The sequence below is a fragment of the Azospirillum humicireducens genome (genome assembly GCF_001639105.2).
GTDB lineage: Bacteria > Pseudomonadota > Alphaproteobacteria > Azospirillales > Azospirillaceae > Azospirillum > Azospirillum humicireducens.
In genome coordinates this window covers 175,703-190,870 of record NZ_CP028903.1, presented here as the reverse complement: position 1 = coordinate 190,870, position 15,168 = coordinate 175,703, and the positions used below count along the sequence as shown (strand labels likewise).

Below are 15,168 nucleotides of genomic sequence, written 5' to 3'. Positions count from 1 at the left end.
GACGCCATGGCGAACGAACCGAAGAAACCTCTGCTTGAGATCGCCGGCCTGACCCGCCGCTTCGGCGGGCTGACCGCGGTCAACGGCCTGTCGCTGACGGTGGGGGAGGGGGAGCTGGTCAGCATCATCGGCCCGAACGGTGCCGGTAAGACCACCCTGTTCAACCTGATTTCCGGGCTCGACGCGCCGGATGCGGGGTCCGTCACCTTCGAGGGGCGCGACGTCACCGGCCTGTCCGCCGAGCGGCTGGCCGCTCTCGGGCTCGCCCGCAGCTTCCAGCACGGCCGGGTGTTCGGCAATCTCAGCGTGCTCGACAATGTGCTGGTCGGCGCCCACACCCGGCTGCGGGCGGTGAAGCCGCGGATTCCGGTGGTGGGACCGCTGGTGGAACTGGTGCTGGCGCTGATCCGCCCACCGTCGGTCCGGGCCGAGGAGGAGCGGCTGCGCGCCGAGGCGAAGGAGATCGTCCGGATGTTCGGCGAGCGGCTGACTCCGCGCCTCGACAAGCCGGCGCACAGCCTGTCCTACGCCAACCGCCGCCGGGTGGAGATCGCCCGCGCGCTGGCCCTGCATCCCCGCCTGCTGCTGCTGGACGAGCCGACCGCCGGCATGAACCCGACCGAGACGGCGGAGATGCTGGAGATCATCCGCGGCCTGAAGGCGCGCGGCCTGACCATCCTGCTGATCGAGCACAAGCTGGATCTGGTGATGCAGCTGTCCGACCGGGTGGTGGTGATGGACCATGGCGCCCGCATCGCCGAGGGGCTGCCGGCTGCCGTCGCCGGCGATCCGGCGGTGATCGAAGCCTATCTCGGCCACAAGGCGGTCGGCGCCGCGAACCAGGACTTCGCGAACCAGGACATCGGGCCGGATGCGGAGGGCGACGCCTCCCGCATTCTGGTCGCGCATTGAGGGGAGGCGGGACAATGACCGACGCCTTGCTGCGGCTCGACCGCGTGAACAGCTTCTACGGGCCGGTGCAGGTCCATTTCGACCTGTCGCTGGAGGTGCCGCGCGGGCAGATCGTCTGCCTGCTGGGCGGCAACGCCAGCGGCAAATCCACCACGATGAAGATCATCCTGGGGCTGCTGAAGCCGCGCTCCGGACAGGTGGTCTTCGACGGGCAGCCGCTGACCGGCCTGACCACGCCGCAGATCGTCCGGCGCGGTATCGGCTCGGTGCCCGAATCCCGCCGCCTGTTCGGCACCATGACGGTGCGCGAGAATGTCCTGATGGGCGCCTACACCCGCAGCGATTCCAAGGCGGTGGCGGAGGATTACGACGGCGTCCTCGACCTGTTCCCCAAGCTGCGCGAGCGCCATGCGCAGCAGGCCGGCACCCTGTCTGGCGGCGAGCAGCAGATGGTGGCGATGGCCCGCGCCCTGATGGGCCGTCCCCGGCTGATCGTGATGGACGAGCCCACCATGGGCCTGTCGCCCCTGCATGTCGATCGCGTGCTGGAGATGATCCAGACCATCAACCGGCAGGGCGTCAGTATTTTCATGGTGGAACAGAACGCCAGCCTCGCCCTGCAGATCGCCCACCGCGGCTATGTGCTGCAGACCGGGCGCATCGTGCTGTCAGGGGCCGCCGCCGACCTCGCCCGCGACCCGCAGATCCGTGACGCCTATCTGGGCGGTGCCCAGGCGGCCTGAAAACTTGCTCCAGGGGTAGAGACCAATAGGACAACAGCCGCGCAACGCGGCACCCCACCATGGAGAGGACCCTTTTTCCGATGACCAAGGACAATTCCGCTTTGCCTGCCGACGTGACAGCCGCCGCAACCGACCCCGCAACCGACCCTGGCCCCCGTTCCCTGGCGGAGTTGGAGGCGCGGCTTGCCCGTGATCTCGACGTTCTCGCCCTGCCGCCGGCCGACTGGGTGCCGGCGCGCGACGGCGTGCTGGACGTCGCCATCGTCGGCGCCGGGATGGCCGGGTTGACTGCCGCCTTCGCCCTGCGCAAGGTGGGCATCTCCAACATCCGGTTGTTCGACCGGGCACCCGCCGGACGCGAGGGGCCGTGGGCGACCTACGCCCGCATGGAGACGCTGCGCTCGCCGAAGACCTTGACCGGGCCGGCGCTGGGCTTTGCCAACCTGACTTTCCGTGCCTGGTTCGAGGCGCAGTTCGGTCCTGCCGCCTGGGAGGCGCTGCACCGCATCCCACGTCTGCAATGGCTCGATTACCTGAACTGGTACCGGCGCGTCACCAACCCGCCGGTGCAGAACGACACCGCGCTGACCGCGATTTCCGGCGATGCCGATGGCGTGATGCTCGACCTCGTCGGTCCGGAGGGGCCGCGGCGGGTGCGTGCGCGCCGGGTGATCCTGGCCAACGGGCGCGACGGGCTGGGCGGTCCTTTCGTCCCGTCCTTCTGGAGGGCGGTTGACAAGCGGTTCTGGAGCCATGCCCACGAGCCGGTCGGCTTCGCGGCGCTGAAGGGCAAGAGCGTGGCGGTGCTCGGTGCCGGCGCCGGGGCGGTGGACAACGCCGCGGAGGCGCTGGAGCACGGAGCGGCCAAAGTCTACATGCTGGTCCGCCGGGCGGAGCTGCCGCGCATCAACAAGGGGCTGGGCGCCGGTCATCCCGGCATGGTTCTGGGCTTCCACGCCCAGTCGGACGAGCGGCGCTGGGCCTACAACCAGTATATCGCCGAGACCGGCGTGCCGGCGCCGCACAATTCCATGCTGCGCTGTTCGCGTCATCCAAACTTCGCCCTGCTGACCCACTGCCCGATCGAAGCGGCCGAGCCGGACGGTGACCGCCTGGTGCTGCGCACCGGACGTGGAATGGTGACGGTCGACCATGTCATCCTCGCCACCGGCTTTGCCGTGGACTGGGCGCAACGGCCGGAACTGGCCGAAATCGCCCGCCACACCCTGCTGTGGCGCGACCGCTACGTCCTGGCCGGCCGGGAGGAGAGCGATTTCGCGCTGCATCCCTATCTCGGCGCCGATTTCGAGTTCCTGGAACGCAGCCCCGGCGAGGCGCCCTGGCTGAACCGCATCCATGCCTTCAACTACGCCGCGGTGCTGAGCCACGGCAAGGTGACCGGCGATATCCCCGGTATCAGCGCCGGGGCGGAGCGTCTGGCCGACAGCATCACGGCGGCCCTGTTCACCGAGGATTACGATCACCACTGGCAGCGGCTGGTCGAGTTCGACACGCCGGAACTGCTGGGCGACGAATGGACCGAAGCGGAGGATTTCCAATGAGCGCCACCACCACCGGCGCCGCCGGCGACATTGCCCACGCGGTTCCCGACCTGATCGACCGGCTGGCCGGCCTGTCCGCCTCCTCTGCTTTGCTCGCTCTGCGTGCCCGCCGGGCGGAGGTCCGCGCCCGCACCCAGGCGGCCCACGACGCCCTGCTCGCGCCTCGTCATCCCGGTCTGTTTCCCGCCGCCGAGCGCGCAGCGGTGGCGGAACGCATTGCCGCGCTGGCCGGGGATGAGGCGCTTGCCGCTCATTACCGCAGGCTTGCCGCCGGTGCCGATGCACGCCCGGCCCTGATCGCCCATGCGGAGCGTGTCACCCTCTCCCCGCGCGACTCCCGGCCGGAACATCTGAGGGCACTGGAGGCGGTGGGGCTGGATGCCCATGGCATCGTCGCGCTGTCGCAACTGATCGCACTGGTGAACTATCAAGTCCGGTTGCTGGCCGGACTGAACGCGTTGAAGGCGGGAGGCGCGGTCCAACGGCAAGCCGATCTGCCGTCCGCGCCGCCGGTTCCGGCCGATCCGGCGATCGGCTTCACCACCGACGTCCTGGATTGGAAGCCGTGGCTCCTCCCCGTTCTGCTGGAGCAGGCGACCGAGGAGCAGCGTGTGGCGCTGGCGGTGACGCCGTCGAACACGGCCATCGGCGCCTATTCGCTGGTGCTGGCGCATGAGCCCGAGGCGCTTCTCCATCGCACGCCGCTGTTCAACGGCATCATGTACGCCCCGCGCGGCCTGCCGCGGGCGGAGCGCGAACTGGCGACCGCCGTTGAGTCGGTATTGAACGGCTGCGTTTATTGCGCCTCCGTCCATGCCCGCCGCTTCGTCGAGTTGACCGGCGGCAGGGACGAAATCGATGCGCTATTCGCGCATGGGATCGGTGGTCTGAGCGACCCGCGGCGGCAGGCACTCTCCGTTGCCGCTGCCCGGCTGACGGGCACGCCGGCTTTCCTGTCGGCGGAGGATGTCGCAGACCTTCGCCGAGCTGGATTGGACGATGGCGAAACCCTCGACCTGATCCTGGCGGTTGCGATCTTCGCCTGGGCCAACCGCCTTATGCTGAGCTTGGGGGAGCCTGTGCGCTGATCGGCACTGTGCCGTCACGCGGGCGCCGGCCGGCGCCCCTCCCCCGCTTCGGCAGCAGGCGGTGATCTTGTCGGAAGGACGCCGAAGAACGCGTGTCCGGCAAGGGCCTTTCTGCTTCCGCAATCAAACCGAGAGCGAACGGCCCCGGCTTTGCCGAGTGATTATCCCGCAAGGGCGGCGCGTCCGGCACCGGTCAGGATCATGTCGTTCTGCGGGGCATGGACGCGGGCGCACAGAACGTTGCGATGATGGCGCTCCAGCGGATTGTCGCGCGACAGGCCGGGATTGCCGGTGACCTCCAGCGCCCGCGCCACCGCGTCGATGGCGTTGTTGGTCACCGTGTATTTCACCAGCAGGGCATCGCTGGACGAAGGCGGGGAGCCGCCATCCACCGCCGCCGACAGCGAACGCAGCAGGATGCGGTTGGTCAGCAGCAGTGCCTCGATCCCGCCCAGCGCTTCCTGCAGACGCGGGACAGTGGCGAGCGACGCGCCATTCAGCCCGGTCGGCTTGCGGGCGTGCAGGAAGCCGACCAGCCAGTCGCGGGCCGAGCGGGCGATGCCGTCGTAGACGCCGCTGAACAGGGTGGCCATCCAGGCGGTGGCCGCCGCGTCGGGGGCGGCCCAGCCGGCGGGCGGGCGCAGCTCGCCGGCATGATCGTCGGGGACGAAGACGTCACGGAACACCACCTCGTGGCTGCCGCTGGCCCGCATGCCGATGTGATTCCAGGTCTCCCGCACCTCGATCCCCTGCTCCGCCAGCCCGGCACCGCGCGGGACCACCCAGGTGCCGACAAGCGGTTCTATATCGTCTGTGCGCGCCCAGACCCCGAGCCAGGACAGCGCCGGAATGCCGGTGGAGTAGATCTTGGTGCCCGAGAGGCGCCAGCCCCCCGGCACCTTGCGCGCCACCGTCGCCGGCAGGCCGCCGCGGTGGGGGGTGCCCAGTTCCGGCTCCACCCGTAGGATGTTGATCAGGGCGCCGTCGGTCGCTGCCGAACGGGCGATCCGCTCGTGCAGCGCCTCCGGCCACGCCGGGCCGCGCCAGAGCTGGTTGTGGATGACGTATTGCAGCACCAGAACCAGCGCGGTGGAGGGTTCGCCGCGGGCGATGCCGTTCACCACCTCCAGCGCATCCCCCAGCCCGCCGCCCTTGCCGCCCGCCGCTTTCGGCGTGACCAGCGCCGGAATCCCTTCGCCTGCCAGCCGTTCGAAATTCTCGAACGGGAAGCTGGCGGCGGCGTCATGTTCGGCGGCGCGCAGCGCGAACTCCGCCGACAGAGCGGAGATGAGCGACGGATCGACTGCCGGAGCAGTGCCGGCTTCACCGAAGGGAGCGGGCGGAAAGGGCAGGTCGTCGAAGGGCATGGCAGGCTGGTCCGCTTCAGTGGGGATGGATCAGGCGAGATCGACCGTGATGCGGCCGGCGAAGCGCTGGCTGTCGGTGGAGCGCTTGATGACCGACACGCTCTTCAACTCGTCGGTGTAGAGCGCCAGCTGCTGGCGCAACTCGTCGCCGGTGGGGGTGACGTTGTGGGCGTGGCTGCGCAGCATCGCCTCCAGCTCCTCCACCGGGAATTTCGGAGCGAAGGGGGCGTAGGCTGCGGCGGCGGCGCGCAGGTCTGCATAGGCGGCGTGCTGAGCCTCGATCAGCGCCGTGGTCAGCGCCTTGGCCGCCGGGCGGTTGTCGCGCAGCAGGCTGCCGCGCACGCCGACGAGGCAGCAGGTGCGGGTCGCGAACTCGCCGCAGACATTGTTGGTGATCTCCGCCATCCGCGGGTCCTTGGTGTGGCGCCAGACCAGCGGGTCGCCGTCGGCGATGGCATGGATTTCACCCTTCTCCACCGCCAGCCCCAGCAGGTCGGCGGGGAACTGACGCCATTCGACGTCCTTGTTGGGATCGATGCCGAACTTCGTCAGCACGACGGAGAAAAAGTTCTTCGACGGGCTGGCCATGTCGCTGACGCCGATGGTCTTGCCGGGCAGGTCCAGGACCGTCTTCACCCCCGCTTCCTTCGCCCCGAACAGCCGCATGCAGCCGCCATGCAGGCCGGCGGAGATCTTCACGTCGAAGCCCTGCTCCAGCGGTTTCAGCCAGCGCAGAGCCATGCCGACACCGGCATCGGCCTTGCCGGTGGCGATGGCTTCCAACAGCTGGTCGGTGGAACCGGTGAAGTTGATCAGCTCGACCTCCAGCCCATGCTTCTTGAACAGGTCGAGCTGGAAGGCCAGCGGCACAGCGGAGAAGCAGACGGCGCCGGCATTCCAGGACAGGCGCAGCGGCTCCGCCGCCACCGCCCGGCGGCGCAGGACGAAGGGGGCGGCGAGCGTGAGGGCGCCGGCGGCGATCAGGCCACGGCGGGAGAGAGCTGTGTTCGCGGTCATCGTTCGGGTGCTTTCGCGAAGGATGGGCACTGGATCAGTCGAGCAGGTCGGGTTCGGCCGCGACGATCCATTCCCACAAGGGGTGGAAGTTGAAGGCACCGCCCTGATGGGTCCCCACCTGCGAGCGGGTCAGCAGGGCCGTCTCATGCTCGATGGGCTGGGGCCGTCCGGCGGCCTCCGCCAGCAACTGGGTATGGGCGGCGTTGTCGGCGCTGATGAACCACCAGGCCGCCGCCTCGACGCTCGGGCCGACGGTCAGCAGCCCGTGATTCTTCAGGATCGCCAGCTTCTTGTCGCCCAGCGATTCCACCAGCCGCTTGCCCTCGGCCTCGGTCAGGACGACGCCGGAATAGGGGTCGAAGATCACCTGATCGTCGTAGAAAGCGGCCGAATCCTGGCTCAGCGGGGCCAGTGGCAGGCCGAGTGCCGACCATGCCTTGCCATAGGTCGAGTGGGTGTGGGCAGCGGCCACCACGTCGGGGCGGGCCCGGTGGATGGCCGAATGGATGGTGAAACCGGCCTGGTTGATGGCGCGGTCGCCTTGGAGGATATTGCCGTCGCCATCGACCAGATGCAGGTCCGACACCCGGATGGTTCGGAAATGCTGGCCCAGTGGGTTGATCCAGAAGCGGTCGGGATGTTCCGGATCCCGCGCGGTGACATGGCCGGCCAGCCCCTGGTCGAAGCCGTAGCGGCCGAACAGGCGGAAGGTGGCGGCCAGCCGCTGTTTGCGGTGCCGCCGCTCCTCCTCGGCGCTGGTGTGGCTGACCGGATCGACCGGCGGCCAGAACTTGCGCGGTCTTGGTTGGATGTGGGTCATCGCGAGGGGCTCCTTCGGGAAAGGGGGTGATGGCCGTTGCGGGCATCCCGCGCCATCACTCCGCCGCGACGGCCTGGGCGCGCTGGCGCTCGGCCACCAGCTGGCGGACGCGCGGCAACAGCTCCCGGCCATAGGCGATGGCGTCGGGCAGCGGGTCGAAGCCACGGATCAGGAAGGTGGTGACGCCGAGGTCGTGATAGTCGAGCAGGGCGTCGGCGACCTGATCCGGCGTGCCGACCAGCGAGGTGGAGTTGCCCTTGGCTCCGGTCAGGGCGGCGATGGCGGTCCACAGGCGCTTGTCGTGGCGATGGCCCCGGTCGGCGATGGCGAGCAGGCGGCGGGCACCCTCGTTGTTCGGCAGGTCGCCGCGGGTGAAGCCGGTCTTCTCCAGCAGCGCCTTGGCCTTCTCATAGATCGCCTCGGCCTTGGCCCAGGCGGCGTCCTCGGTGTCGGCCAGGATCGGGCGCAGCGACAGGCTGAAGGCCGGCTGCGGACGGCCCGCCTTGGCGACGGCGGCACGGACGCGGGCCAGCAGCTCGCGCACCTGATCGTGGGTCTCGCCCCACACCGCATAGGTGTCGGCATGGCGTCCAGCCACCTCGACGGCCGCGGTGGAGGCGCCGGCGATCCAAACCGGAATGCCCGACGCGTTGTAGGGCTTCACCTGCGAGAAGGCCTTCTCGACCTGATAGAAGCGGCCCTGATAGTCGAAGGGCGTGTCGCTGGTCCATTCGGCGCGGACGATGTCGAGGAATTCCGACGTGCGGGCATAGCGGTCGTCCTTGTCGTCCACCGTGTTGCCGTCGCGGGCGAGCTCGCTGCGCTCGGCGCCGGTGATGACGTTGATGGCGACGCGGCCGCGGCTCAACTGGTCGAGCGTGGCGAGCTGGCGGGCCAGGATGGTCGGCGCCTGGAAGCCGGGACGGTGGGCGATCAGCACGCCCAGCCGGTCGGTGACACTGGTGATGTGCTGGCTGACCTGAAGGCTGTCCGGCGCATCGGCATGGAAGGCCTGGAGCACCGAATCGAAGCCACCCAGCTCATGCGCCTTGGCGACCGTCTCGATATAGTCGCGGTCCACCACCGGACCCTGGCGCGGGATGATCTCCGACGCATTGTGGTTGCCGACGAAGCCGACGAAGCGGAGCGGATGGGCCGACGTGCTGTGGGTGGCGGTCATGGCGATGGTCCCCTTGGTTTATGGCTGGCGAGGGTTCAGGGTGGCGGCAGCCCGCTGATAGGGCTCAGCTGAGCGGACGCGATAGGATGTCGGTGAAGCGGCGGTCGAAGGCCGGAGCGATGTCGATGCGCTTCGGCAGGACGCCCAGCTGGTGGAAGGTGTCGGCGACGTTCTGGGCCGACGCGATGTCCGCATCGGTGATCGGCGCCAGATCGCGCTGGCGGGAGTTCTTGCGCAGGATTTCCAGGTCGGTTTCGACCGGCACGCCGATGGCGGCGGAATGGACCTGCGCCCAGCGCTCCAGGTTGGCGGCTCGCCAGGCGAAGGCGCGGCGCAGCCGCAGGAAATAATCGCTGATGGCGGCGGATTTGTTCGGATCGGCCAGCGCGTCGGGCGAGGCGAGATACAGGTAGTTGCCCGACAGATAGCCGTTGGAGGTGACGAGGACCCGCGCCCCCTTCTTGATGGCGAAGGGCACCGAGTAGCCGTAGATCGCCCAGGCATCGAGCGCGCCCTGTTCGAAGGCGGCCTGTCCCTCCGACGGGGTCAGGCTGATCGGCTGGATGTCGGTGAAGCGCAGGCCGGATTGGCCGAGCATCTTGGCGAGATAGTACTGGGTGGTGGTGGCGCGGACATAACCGACGCGCTTGCCCTTCAAATCGGCGACCGATTGGATCGGGCTGCCGGGCGGCACCAGAACCACCTGCCAATTCACGTCGTCCTTGACCACGGCGACGATGGACAGCCGGGCGCCGGCGGCGATGCCGAAGGCGGGCGGGATCTCGCTGCTGGAGCCGACATCGATGGATCCGGCGTTGATCGCCTCGACGATCAGGTTGCCCGATGCGAATTCTGCGAACTGCGACCGGAAGCCGGACCCGGCATTGCCGGACGCCTCCAGCGCCAGCCCGTCCAAAGCCTTGTAGTCGGCGACGCGCAGGACGGTTTCGGAGGCCGGGCCGGAGGCGGCCTGCGCAAGGCCGGGCAGGGTGCCCAGCGCCAGGGCGCCGCAGGCTCCGCGCAGCAGGGTGCGGCGGCCGAACGGGGTGGAGGGGAGGCGGGCAATGTCGGTCGTCATGGCGGCGGGTCCGTCGGCGTCGAGGGGTCAGAGGCTGGGTGCGGCTGCGGCGCCGGCGGGCAGGCCGTAGCCGCCGGGTTTCACGCCGGCCGCCCTGGCTTCGGTTGCCGGGGCATCGGCTCCTCTGGCGTCGGTGCGCTGCGGTTCCCGGGTGGACAGATGCTCCTCGTCGACGCCAAGCTCGGCCAGCAGGCGGGAGCGCAGGGCGATGAAGCCGGGGTCGCCATGGCGGCGCGGGCGGGCGAGCGGGATCGGGATGTCGGCGGCGATTCTGCCGTTCGCCATCACCACGGCGCGGTCGGCCAGCAGCAGCGCTTCGTCCACGTCATGGGTCACCAGCAGGACGGCAGGGGCATGGGCGCGCCACAGCGTTTCCACCAGCCCCTGCATGCGCATCCGGGTCAGCGCGTCGAGCGCCGCGAAGGGTTCGTCGAGCAACAGCAGGCGCGGTTCGCGGACCAGGGCGCGGGCCAGCGCCGCCCGCTGCGCCTCGCCGCCCGACAGGGTCAGCGGCCAGGCGCGGGCGCGGTGGGACAGCCCGACCTCCGCCAAGGCCGCAAGGCCGCGGGCCTCGGCGTCGGGGTGGCGCAGACCCAGCGTGACGTTGCGCAGCACCCGCATCCAGGGCACCAGCCGCGGCTCCTGGAACACCACGGCGCGCTCCTCCGGCAGCTGCACGCTGCCCTCCGGTGCCGGGTCCAGCTTGGCCAGGGTGCGCAGCAGCGTGGACTTGCCGCAGCCGGAGCGGCCGAGAAGGGCGGTGAAGGAGCCCGGTTCGAGGTCGAGCGACAGGCCGTCAAGCACGTTGCCGTTGCCAAAATTGCGGACAAGGCCGCGGACGCTGACGACTGGCTTCGAATAGGCGGGTTTGGAAGAGGCGGGAATGTGGGAAAGGGCGTGGCTCATGGTGGCTCACTCCTTGATGAAGGCCGGGCGCCAGACCAGCGCCCTGCGTTCGATGACGCGGACGATCAGGTCGGCGAGCAGGCCGAGGACGGCGTAGACGATCAGGGCGACGATGATCACGTCGGTGCGCAGGAACTCCCGCGCCGTCATCGCCAGATAGCCGATGCCGCTGGAGGCGTTGATCTGCTCGCCCACCACCAGGCTGAGCCATGCCACGCCGAGCGCGTAGCGCAGTCCGGTCAGGAAGGCGGGCAGGGCTCCCGGCAGGATCACCTGGGCGATCATCTCCCACCGCGTCAGGCCGAGGGTGGAGACGGCCTCCACCACCTTGGCGTCGACGGTGCGGATGCCGGCGAACAGGTTCAGGTAGATCGGAAACGCGGTGCCGAGCGCCACGAGCGCGATCTTCGGCGTCTCGCCGATGCCGAACCACAGGATGAACAGCGGCACCAGTGCCAGATGCGGCAGGGTTCGCAGCATCTGTAGCAGACTGTCCAGCGCGTCTTCCCCCCGACGCGACAGGCCGGCGATCAGGGCGCAGACGGTGCCGACCGACACGCCGATAGCCAACCCGGCGCTGACCCGGCCGAGCGAGACCAGAAGATGCACCGCCAGTTCGCCGCTGACCGTCAGGTCCCAGAAGGCGGTCAGGATCTGGCTGGGCGAGGGAATGGAGCGGGTGGAGATCCACCCGAAACCGACGCTGGCCTGCCAGAGAACCAGCAGCGCCAGCGGCACCGCACAGCGGCGCAGGCCCGCCGGAAGCGTCCATCTCGGGGATCGGCTTCCTGTCCCTCGGGTCGCGGTGGCTGCCGTCATGGTTCCTCCCGTTGCCGGTCTGTTGTGGTGGCTACGGGAGAAAGCCTATTCCTATTGCGTGAATAGGAAAAACAAAAAACACAAACTACACTGTTGAGAAAAACTTAAGTAACGTATTTCTTGTGTTATTACTGTGCGCCCGCGTCGCGCAGGACCGAAGTCAGCGAGTCCGCCAGAATCCCGTGCAGACGGTCGACCGCCGGGTTGGCGGCGGACGGCGCGCGATGCAGTTCCAGCGTGACCGAGCCCAGTTCCGGCAGGTCATGATGCGGCTCAAGGGCCGCCAGCGTGTCGGGCAGGCCGAGAGGCGTGCGGATCGTGACGCCCAGCCCGGCCTCCACCGCCGCCCACAGGCCGGACAGGCTGGGGCTGGTGAAGGTGATGCGCCAAGGGCGCCCACCGCGGTCCAGACGCTCGATGCCGTGCTGGCGAAACATGCAGGGCGCATCGAGCAGGGCCAGCGGCAGGGGGCTTTCAGGGTCGGCGCGGAAGCCGTCCGGTGCGACCCAGGCCACCGGCAGATGGGCCAGGGTCGCCGCACCGGCTGCCGTCGTGGCGGAATTGCCGCCGATCTCGCCGAAGGCCAGTGCGAGGTCGAGCGCTCCCTGTGTCACCCGCTCGCGCAGTTCGCGCCCGCGGCCGACCTGGGCTTCGACATGGATGCGGGGATGGGCACGGTGGAAGGAACCGAGCACGGCGGGCAGCCAGCGCTCCGCCAGATCCTGGGGAAAGCCGACCCGCACGGTACCGTCCATTGCCCGGCCGCGGGCGGCCGACAGGGCTTCGTCGTTCAGGGCGACGAGGCGGCGGGCGTAGCCCAGCAGCAGGTCGCCGGCATCGGTCAGCGCCACCGTGCGCCCGGCCTTGCGGAACAGCGGCTGGCCGACCTGCTCCTCCAGCTTCTTCATCTGCAGGCTGATCGCCGACTGGGTGCGGCCGAGCCGTTCGGCGGCGCGGGCGAAGCCGCCATGCTCCATGGCGATCACCAGCGCCCGCAGCACGTCCATGTCGAGGTTGGTGGGGAGCATCGCCATCGCGTCGCCTTCGGGCCGACCTTCGCCGTCAGGCCGGCAGCGCGCTGTTGAAGCCGGGATCGAAGATCGCCGCGGCATCCAGCCGGTTCTGGATGATGCCGAATTCCCGCCAGACATCGGATGTCGCCTGCTGGTCGGCGATGACCGAGGCGTCGATGGCGACCGGCCGCGCCCGCTCGACGCCGAAGGTGTGGCGGGCGATGGCTGGATCCACCCCGACCGCCTTGGCCCATATGCCGGCGTATGCGTCGCTGTTTTCCAGAGCCCACAACCGGGCGGCGGCGGTGCGGCGGATCAGGTCGGTCAGGGCCTCGCGCTTGGTGGATATCGCCTCCAGCGTGGCGGACTGATAGGACAGGCCGCTCATCAGCCCCGTTCCGGTGACGACCGCGCGGGCACCGTCCACCAGCAGCGCCTGCGACACATAGATGCCCCAGGTCGACCATGCGTCGATTGAGCCGGCGGCGAGAGCCGACTTGGCGTCCGACGGCAGCAGGAAGGCGATCTTCACGTCACCGGGCTTCAGCCCGTTCGCCTTCAACGCCGCCAGCACGAGATAGTGGCCGATGGAGCCGCGCCCGGTGCCGATGGTCTTGCCCTTCAGGTCGGCGACGCTGCGGATGGGCGAGCTGCCCGGCACCAGGATGGTCGTGCTCTGCGGGTTGGAGCGGACGGCGCCGATGATTTTGGCCGAGGTGCCGGCGGCCAGCGCGAAGGTGGTCGGCGCGTCGCCGGCATAGCCGACCTCGATGGCGCCGGCGTTCAGCGCCTCCAGCAGCGGGGCGGCGGCCGGGAACTGGCTCCATTCGATGCGGTAGGGCAGGCCGGCCAGAAGCCCGGCGGCCTCCAGCACCGACTGCACGCCGCCCTTCTGGTCGCCGACCTTCAGCACGGTGCCGGCGGGAACGGCCGCCTGTGCCTGTCGCAGGGGCAGGAGGCCGGCGACCGCGGCGCCAAGACCGAGACCAAAGGCGTGTCGGCGGGAAATGGGCGGCAGCAAACGGGAAACGGTTGGCATGGTCGCCTCCATCAGATGACGAAGAAGTTGTGGGCGCCGTCGCGCTTCAGCTGATCGACCAGTTCAAGCTCCCAGTCGATGTAGCCCTGCATGGCGGCGGCGCTGTTGTCGGTGCCCTCGTAGGGGCGCTTGTAGACGTCGTCGGGTTCACCGCCCAACCGGTCGAGGTCGGTGCTGAGCGGCAGGCCGGCAGCGACCCAGCCCTTCGTTCCGCCCGCCAGCAGAAGCGGACGCTCGCCAGCGGGAAAGTCGGCGACGGCATAGCGGGTCAGCGTGCCGTCGCCGCAGGTCAGCACCGGGCGGACCCCCTTGGGCAGAAGCGCGATGATGCCGGCCAGCCGGGCGCGGGTGGAGAAATACGCTCCCGGAATATGGCCGGCGCGGTAGCGCGGGCTGCGGGTGATGTCGATCACCGCCGCCTCGCCATTCTCCAGCAGGGCCAGCAGGTCGCGCGGCGCGACGGTCTCGGCCTCCACATCCGGTTCCGGCGGCAGGCGGCGGCGGTCGGGGCCGCTCTCGCTGCCCAGGGCCGACACGTCACCCTCCAGCACATGCACCTCCCAGCCAAGCTGGGCGAGCCAGGAGGCGGTCATGTCGGCGCGCGGACCGCCGCCGCCGGCCGGATCGTCGGCCAGCACGATGCGGGCGCCGCGCACCGCCACATGCTCGTCGGTCGCCTGGACCAGTTGGCCGCCGGCGGCATGGCGGAAGCCCGGCAGATGGCCCGCCTCATACTCCTCCGGCGTGCGCACGTCGAACAGGTGCAGCGTGCGGCGTTCGTCGCCGCGGAAGCGGTCCAGCGTCTTCGCATCGATCCGGCCGGCTCCGGCCCGGTCGGCCACCGCGCGCGCCGCCTGGCGGCCCCATGCGTCGCCCTCGGCCGAGATCTCGGGGAAGCGGCCCTCACGCCCGCTGTCGAGCGCCAGCCCGGCCAGAGTCCAGCCGATGGTGCCGTTGCGCAAGGCGGCCACGCGGTTGGGAATGCCGGCATTGACCAGTGACTGCGTGCCGATGATCGAGCGTGTGCGGCCGGCGCAGTTGACCACCACCAGCGTGTCTGGATCGGGAGCGATGTCGTGGACCCGCTTGACCAGTTCGGCCCCTGGCACGCTGATACCGCCGGGAATCGACATGGTGCGGTATTCCTCGAAGCGGCGGGCGTCCAGAATGACCAGATCGGCCTTGGCGTCGATCAGCGCCTTGACCTCCGCCGCCGGCAGCGAGGGGGTGTGGCGATGGTGTTCGACCCATTCGCCGAACGCTTTGCTGGGCACGTTCACGTCCCGGTAGACCTCGAAGCCGGCGGCGATCCAGCCGGCCAGTCCGCCTTCCAGCAAAGTCACGTCGCGGTAGCCCAATGTCTGGAGCCGGCGGGCGGCCGGCTCGGCATAGCCTTCGCCATTGTCATAGACGGTGATCGGCACGTCGCGCCGCGGCAGCAGGCCGTAGGCGAGCAACTCGACCCGGCTGAGCGGGATGGAGACGGCGAACAGCGGGTGGGCCAGCGAATAGGGGCCTTCCTCCCGCGCGTCGAGCAGGGCGACCTCGTCGCGCTCGATCCAGGCGCGGCGGATGTCGGCGGGCTTGCGGGTGGCGAGCGGTGCGGCTGCGGTCATGATGCTTC

General features: G+C 69.6%; 14 protein-coding genes. 4 read left to right on the top strand and 10 right to left on the bottom strand.

The genetic code is table 11. The features are described from left to right. The first annotated feature begins 6 nt into the window (after nucleotides 1-6). The 4 genes from A6A40_RS18695 (at nucleotide 7) to A6A40_RS18680 (ending at nucleotide 4,305) form a co-directional block, all read left to right on the top strand. Nucleotides 7-912 (top strand): ABC transporter ATP-binding protein, encoded by a 906-nt coding sequence (locus A6A40_RS18695; protein ID WP_108547422.1) that lies wholly within the window; start codon nucleotides 7-9, stop codon nucleotides 910-912. Nucleotides 913-926: 14 nt separating this feature from the next. Next, on the top strand, nucleotides 927-1,655 hold the full coding sequence (locus A6A40_RS18690) for an ABC transporter ATP-binding protein (protein WP_108547421.1): 729 nt from the start codon (nucleotides 927-929) through the stop codon (nucleotides 1,653-1,655). Nucleotides 1,656-1,735: 80 nt separating this feature from the next. Further along, nucleotides 1,736-3,217: an NAD(P)-binding domain-containing protein gene (locus A6A40_RS18685; RefSeq protein ID WP_108547420.1), complete on the top strand. Its 1,482-nt coding sequence runs from the start codon at nucleotides 1,736-1,738 to the stop codon at nucleotides 3,215-3,217. Beyond that, the gene (locus A6A40_RS18680) at nucleotides 3,214-4,305 is read left to right on the top strand and encodes a peroxidase-related enzyme (RefSeq protein WP_108547419.1); all 1,092 of its coding nucleotides are present in this window, start codon (nucleotides 3,214-3,216) and stop codon (nucleotides 4,303-4,305) included. Before A6A40_RS18685 ends, A6A40_RS18680 begins: the two co-directional genes overlap by 4 nt. Before the next feature lie 161 nt (nucleotides 4,306-4,466). On the opposite strand, the gene A6A40_RS18675 is transcribed toward A6A40_RS18680, so the two are convergent. The 10 genes from A6A40_RS18675 to A6A40_RS18630 form a co-directional block, all read right to left on the bottom strand. Further along, entirely contained in the window at nucleotides 4,467-5,672 is a 1,206-nt protein-coding gene (locus A6A40_RS18675; protein ID WP_108547418.1) for an acyl-CoA dehydrogenase family protein, read from the bottom strand. A gap of 30 nt (nucleotides 5,673-5,702) precedes the next feature. After that, on the bottom strand, nucleotides 5,703-6,689 hold the full coding sequence (locus A6A40_RS18670; protein WP_108547417.1) for an ABC transporter substrate-binding protein: 987 nt from the start codon (nucleotides 6,687-6,689) through the stop codon (nucleotides 5,703-5,705). 34 nt (nucleotides 6,690-6,723) lie between these two features. Further along, nucleotides 6,724-7,509, bottom strand: coding sequence for a class II aldolase/adducin family protein (locus A6A40_RS18665; protein ID WP_108547416.1), 786 nt, complete (start codon nucleotides 7,507-7,509; stop codon nucleotides 6,724-6,726). A gap of 55 nt (nucleotides 7,510-7,564) precedes the next feature. After that, a complete protein-coding gene (locus A6A40_RS18660; RefSeq protein WP_108547415.1) occupies nucleotides 7,565-8,689 on the bottom strand; it encodes an LLM class flavin-dependent oxidoreductase in 1,125 nt (374 codons plus the stop codon). 64 nt (nucleotides 8,690-8,753) lie between these two features. Then, complete coding sequence (locus A6A40_RS18655) at nucleotides 8,754-9,767, bottom strand: ABC transporter substrate-binding protein (RefSeq protein WP_108547414.1); 1,014 nt, start codon at nucleotides 9,765-9,767, stop codon at nucleotides 8,754-8,756. Between the two features lie 27 nt (nucleotides 9,768-9,794). Next, entirely contained in the window at nucleotides 9,795-10,673 is an 879-nt protein-coding gene (locus A6A40_RS18650; protein WP_108547413.1) for an ABC transporter ATP-binding protein, read from the bottom strand. Nucleotides 10,674-10,679: 6 nt separating this feature from the next. Further along, entirely contained in the window at nucleotides 10,680-11,492 is an 813-nt protein-coding gene (locus tag A6A40_RS18645; RefSeq protein WP_108547412.1) for an ABC transporter permease subunit, read from the bottom strand. A 128-nt stretch (nucleotides 11,493-11,620) separates the two neighbouring features. Then, nucleotides 11,621-12,526 (bottom strand): LysR substrate-binding domain-containing protein, encoded by a 906-nt coding sequence (locus tag A6A40_RS18640; protein ID WP_108547411.1) that lies wholly within the window; start codon nucleotides 12,524-12,526, stop codon nucleotides 11,621-11,623. A 28-nt stretch (nucleotides 12,527-12,554) separates the two neighbouring features. Further along, nucleotides 12,555-13,544 (bottom strand): ABC transporter substrate-binding protein, encoded by a 990-nt coding sequence (locus A6A40_RS18635; protein ID WP_108548016.1) that lies wholly within the window; start codon nucleotides 13,542-13,544, stop codon nucleotides 12,555-12,557. An 11-nt stretch (nucleotides 13,545-13,555) separates the two neighbouring features. After that, nucleotides 13,556-15,160 carry a rhodanese-like domain-containing protein gene (locus tag A6A40_RS18630; protein ID WP_108547410.1) on the bottom strand — a complete coding sequence of 535 codons (1,605 nt, stop codon included), beginning with the start codon at nucleotides 15,158-15,160 and terminating at the stop codon, nucleotides 13,556-13,558. Nucleotides 15,161-15,168: the final 8 nt, after the last annotated feature.

Coding starts and splice junctions, on each gene's coding strand:
- A6A40_RS18695 (WP_108547422.1), top strand. CDS start 7: ATGGCGAACGAACCGAAGAAACCTCTGCTTGAGATCGCCGGCCTGACC.
- A6A40_RS18690 (WP_108547421.1), top strand. CDS start 927: ATGACCGACGCCTTGCTGCGGCTCGACCGCGTGAACAGCTTCTACGGG.
- A6A40_RS18685 (WP_108547420.1), top strand. CDS start 1,736: ATGACCAAGGACAATTCCGCTTTGCCTGCCGACGTGACAGCCGCCGCA.
- A6A40_RS18680 (WP_108547419.1), top strand. CDS start 3,214: ATGAGCGCCACCACCACCGGCGCCGCCGGCGACATTGCCCACGCGGTT.
- A6A40_RS18675 (WP_108547418.1), bottom strand. CDS start 5,672: ATGCCCTTCGACGACCTGCCCTTTCCGCCCGCTCCCTTCGGTGAAGCC.
- A6A40_RS18670 (WP_108547417.1), bottom strand. CDS start 6,689: ATGACCGCGAACACAGCTCTCTCCCGCCGTGGCCTGATCGCCGCCGGC.
- A6A40_RS18665 (WP_108547416.1), bottom strand. CDS start 7,509: ATGACCCACATCCAACCAAGACCGCGCAAGTTCTGGCCGCCGGTCGAT.
- A6A40_RS18660 (WP_108547415.1), bottom strand. CDS start 8,689: ATGACCGCCACCCACAGCACGTCGGCCCATCCGCTCCGCTTCGTCGGC.
- A6A40_RS18655 (WP_108547414.1), bottom strand. CDS start 9,767: ATGACGACCGACATTGCCCGCCTCCCCTCCACCCCGTTCGGCCGCCGC.
- A6A40_RS18650 (WP_108547413.1), bottom strand. CDS start 10,673: ATGAGCCACGCCCTTTCCCACATTCCCGCCTCTTCCAAACCCGCCTAT.
- A6A40_RS18645 (WP_108547412.1), bottom strand. CDS start 11,492: ATGACGGCAGCCACCGCGACCCGAGGGACAGGAAGCCGATCCCCGAGA.
- A6A40_RS18640 (WP_108547411.1), bottom strand. CDS start 12,526: ATGGCGATGCTCCCCACCAACCTCGACATGGACGTGCTGCGGGCGCTG.
- A6A40_RS18635 (WP_108548016.1), bottom strand. CDS start 13,544: ATGCCAACCGTTTCCCGTTTGCTGCCGCCCATTTCCCGCCGACACGCC.
- A6A40_RS18630 (WP_108547410.1), bottom strand. CDS start 15,160: ATGACCGCAGCCGCACCGCTCGCCACCCGCAAGCCCGCCGACATCCGC.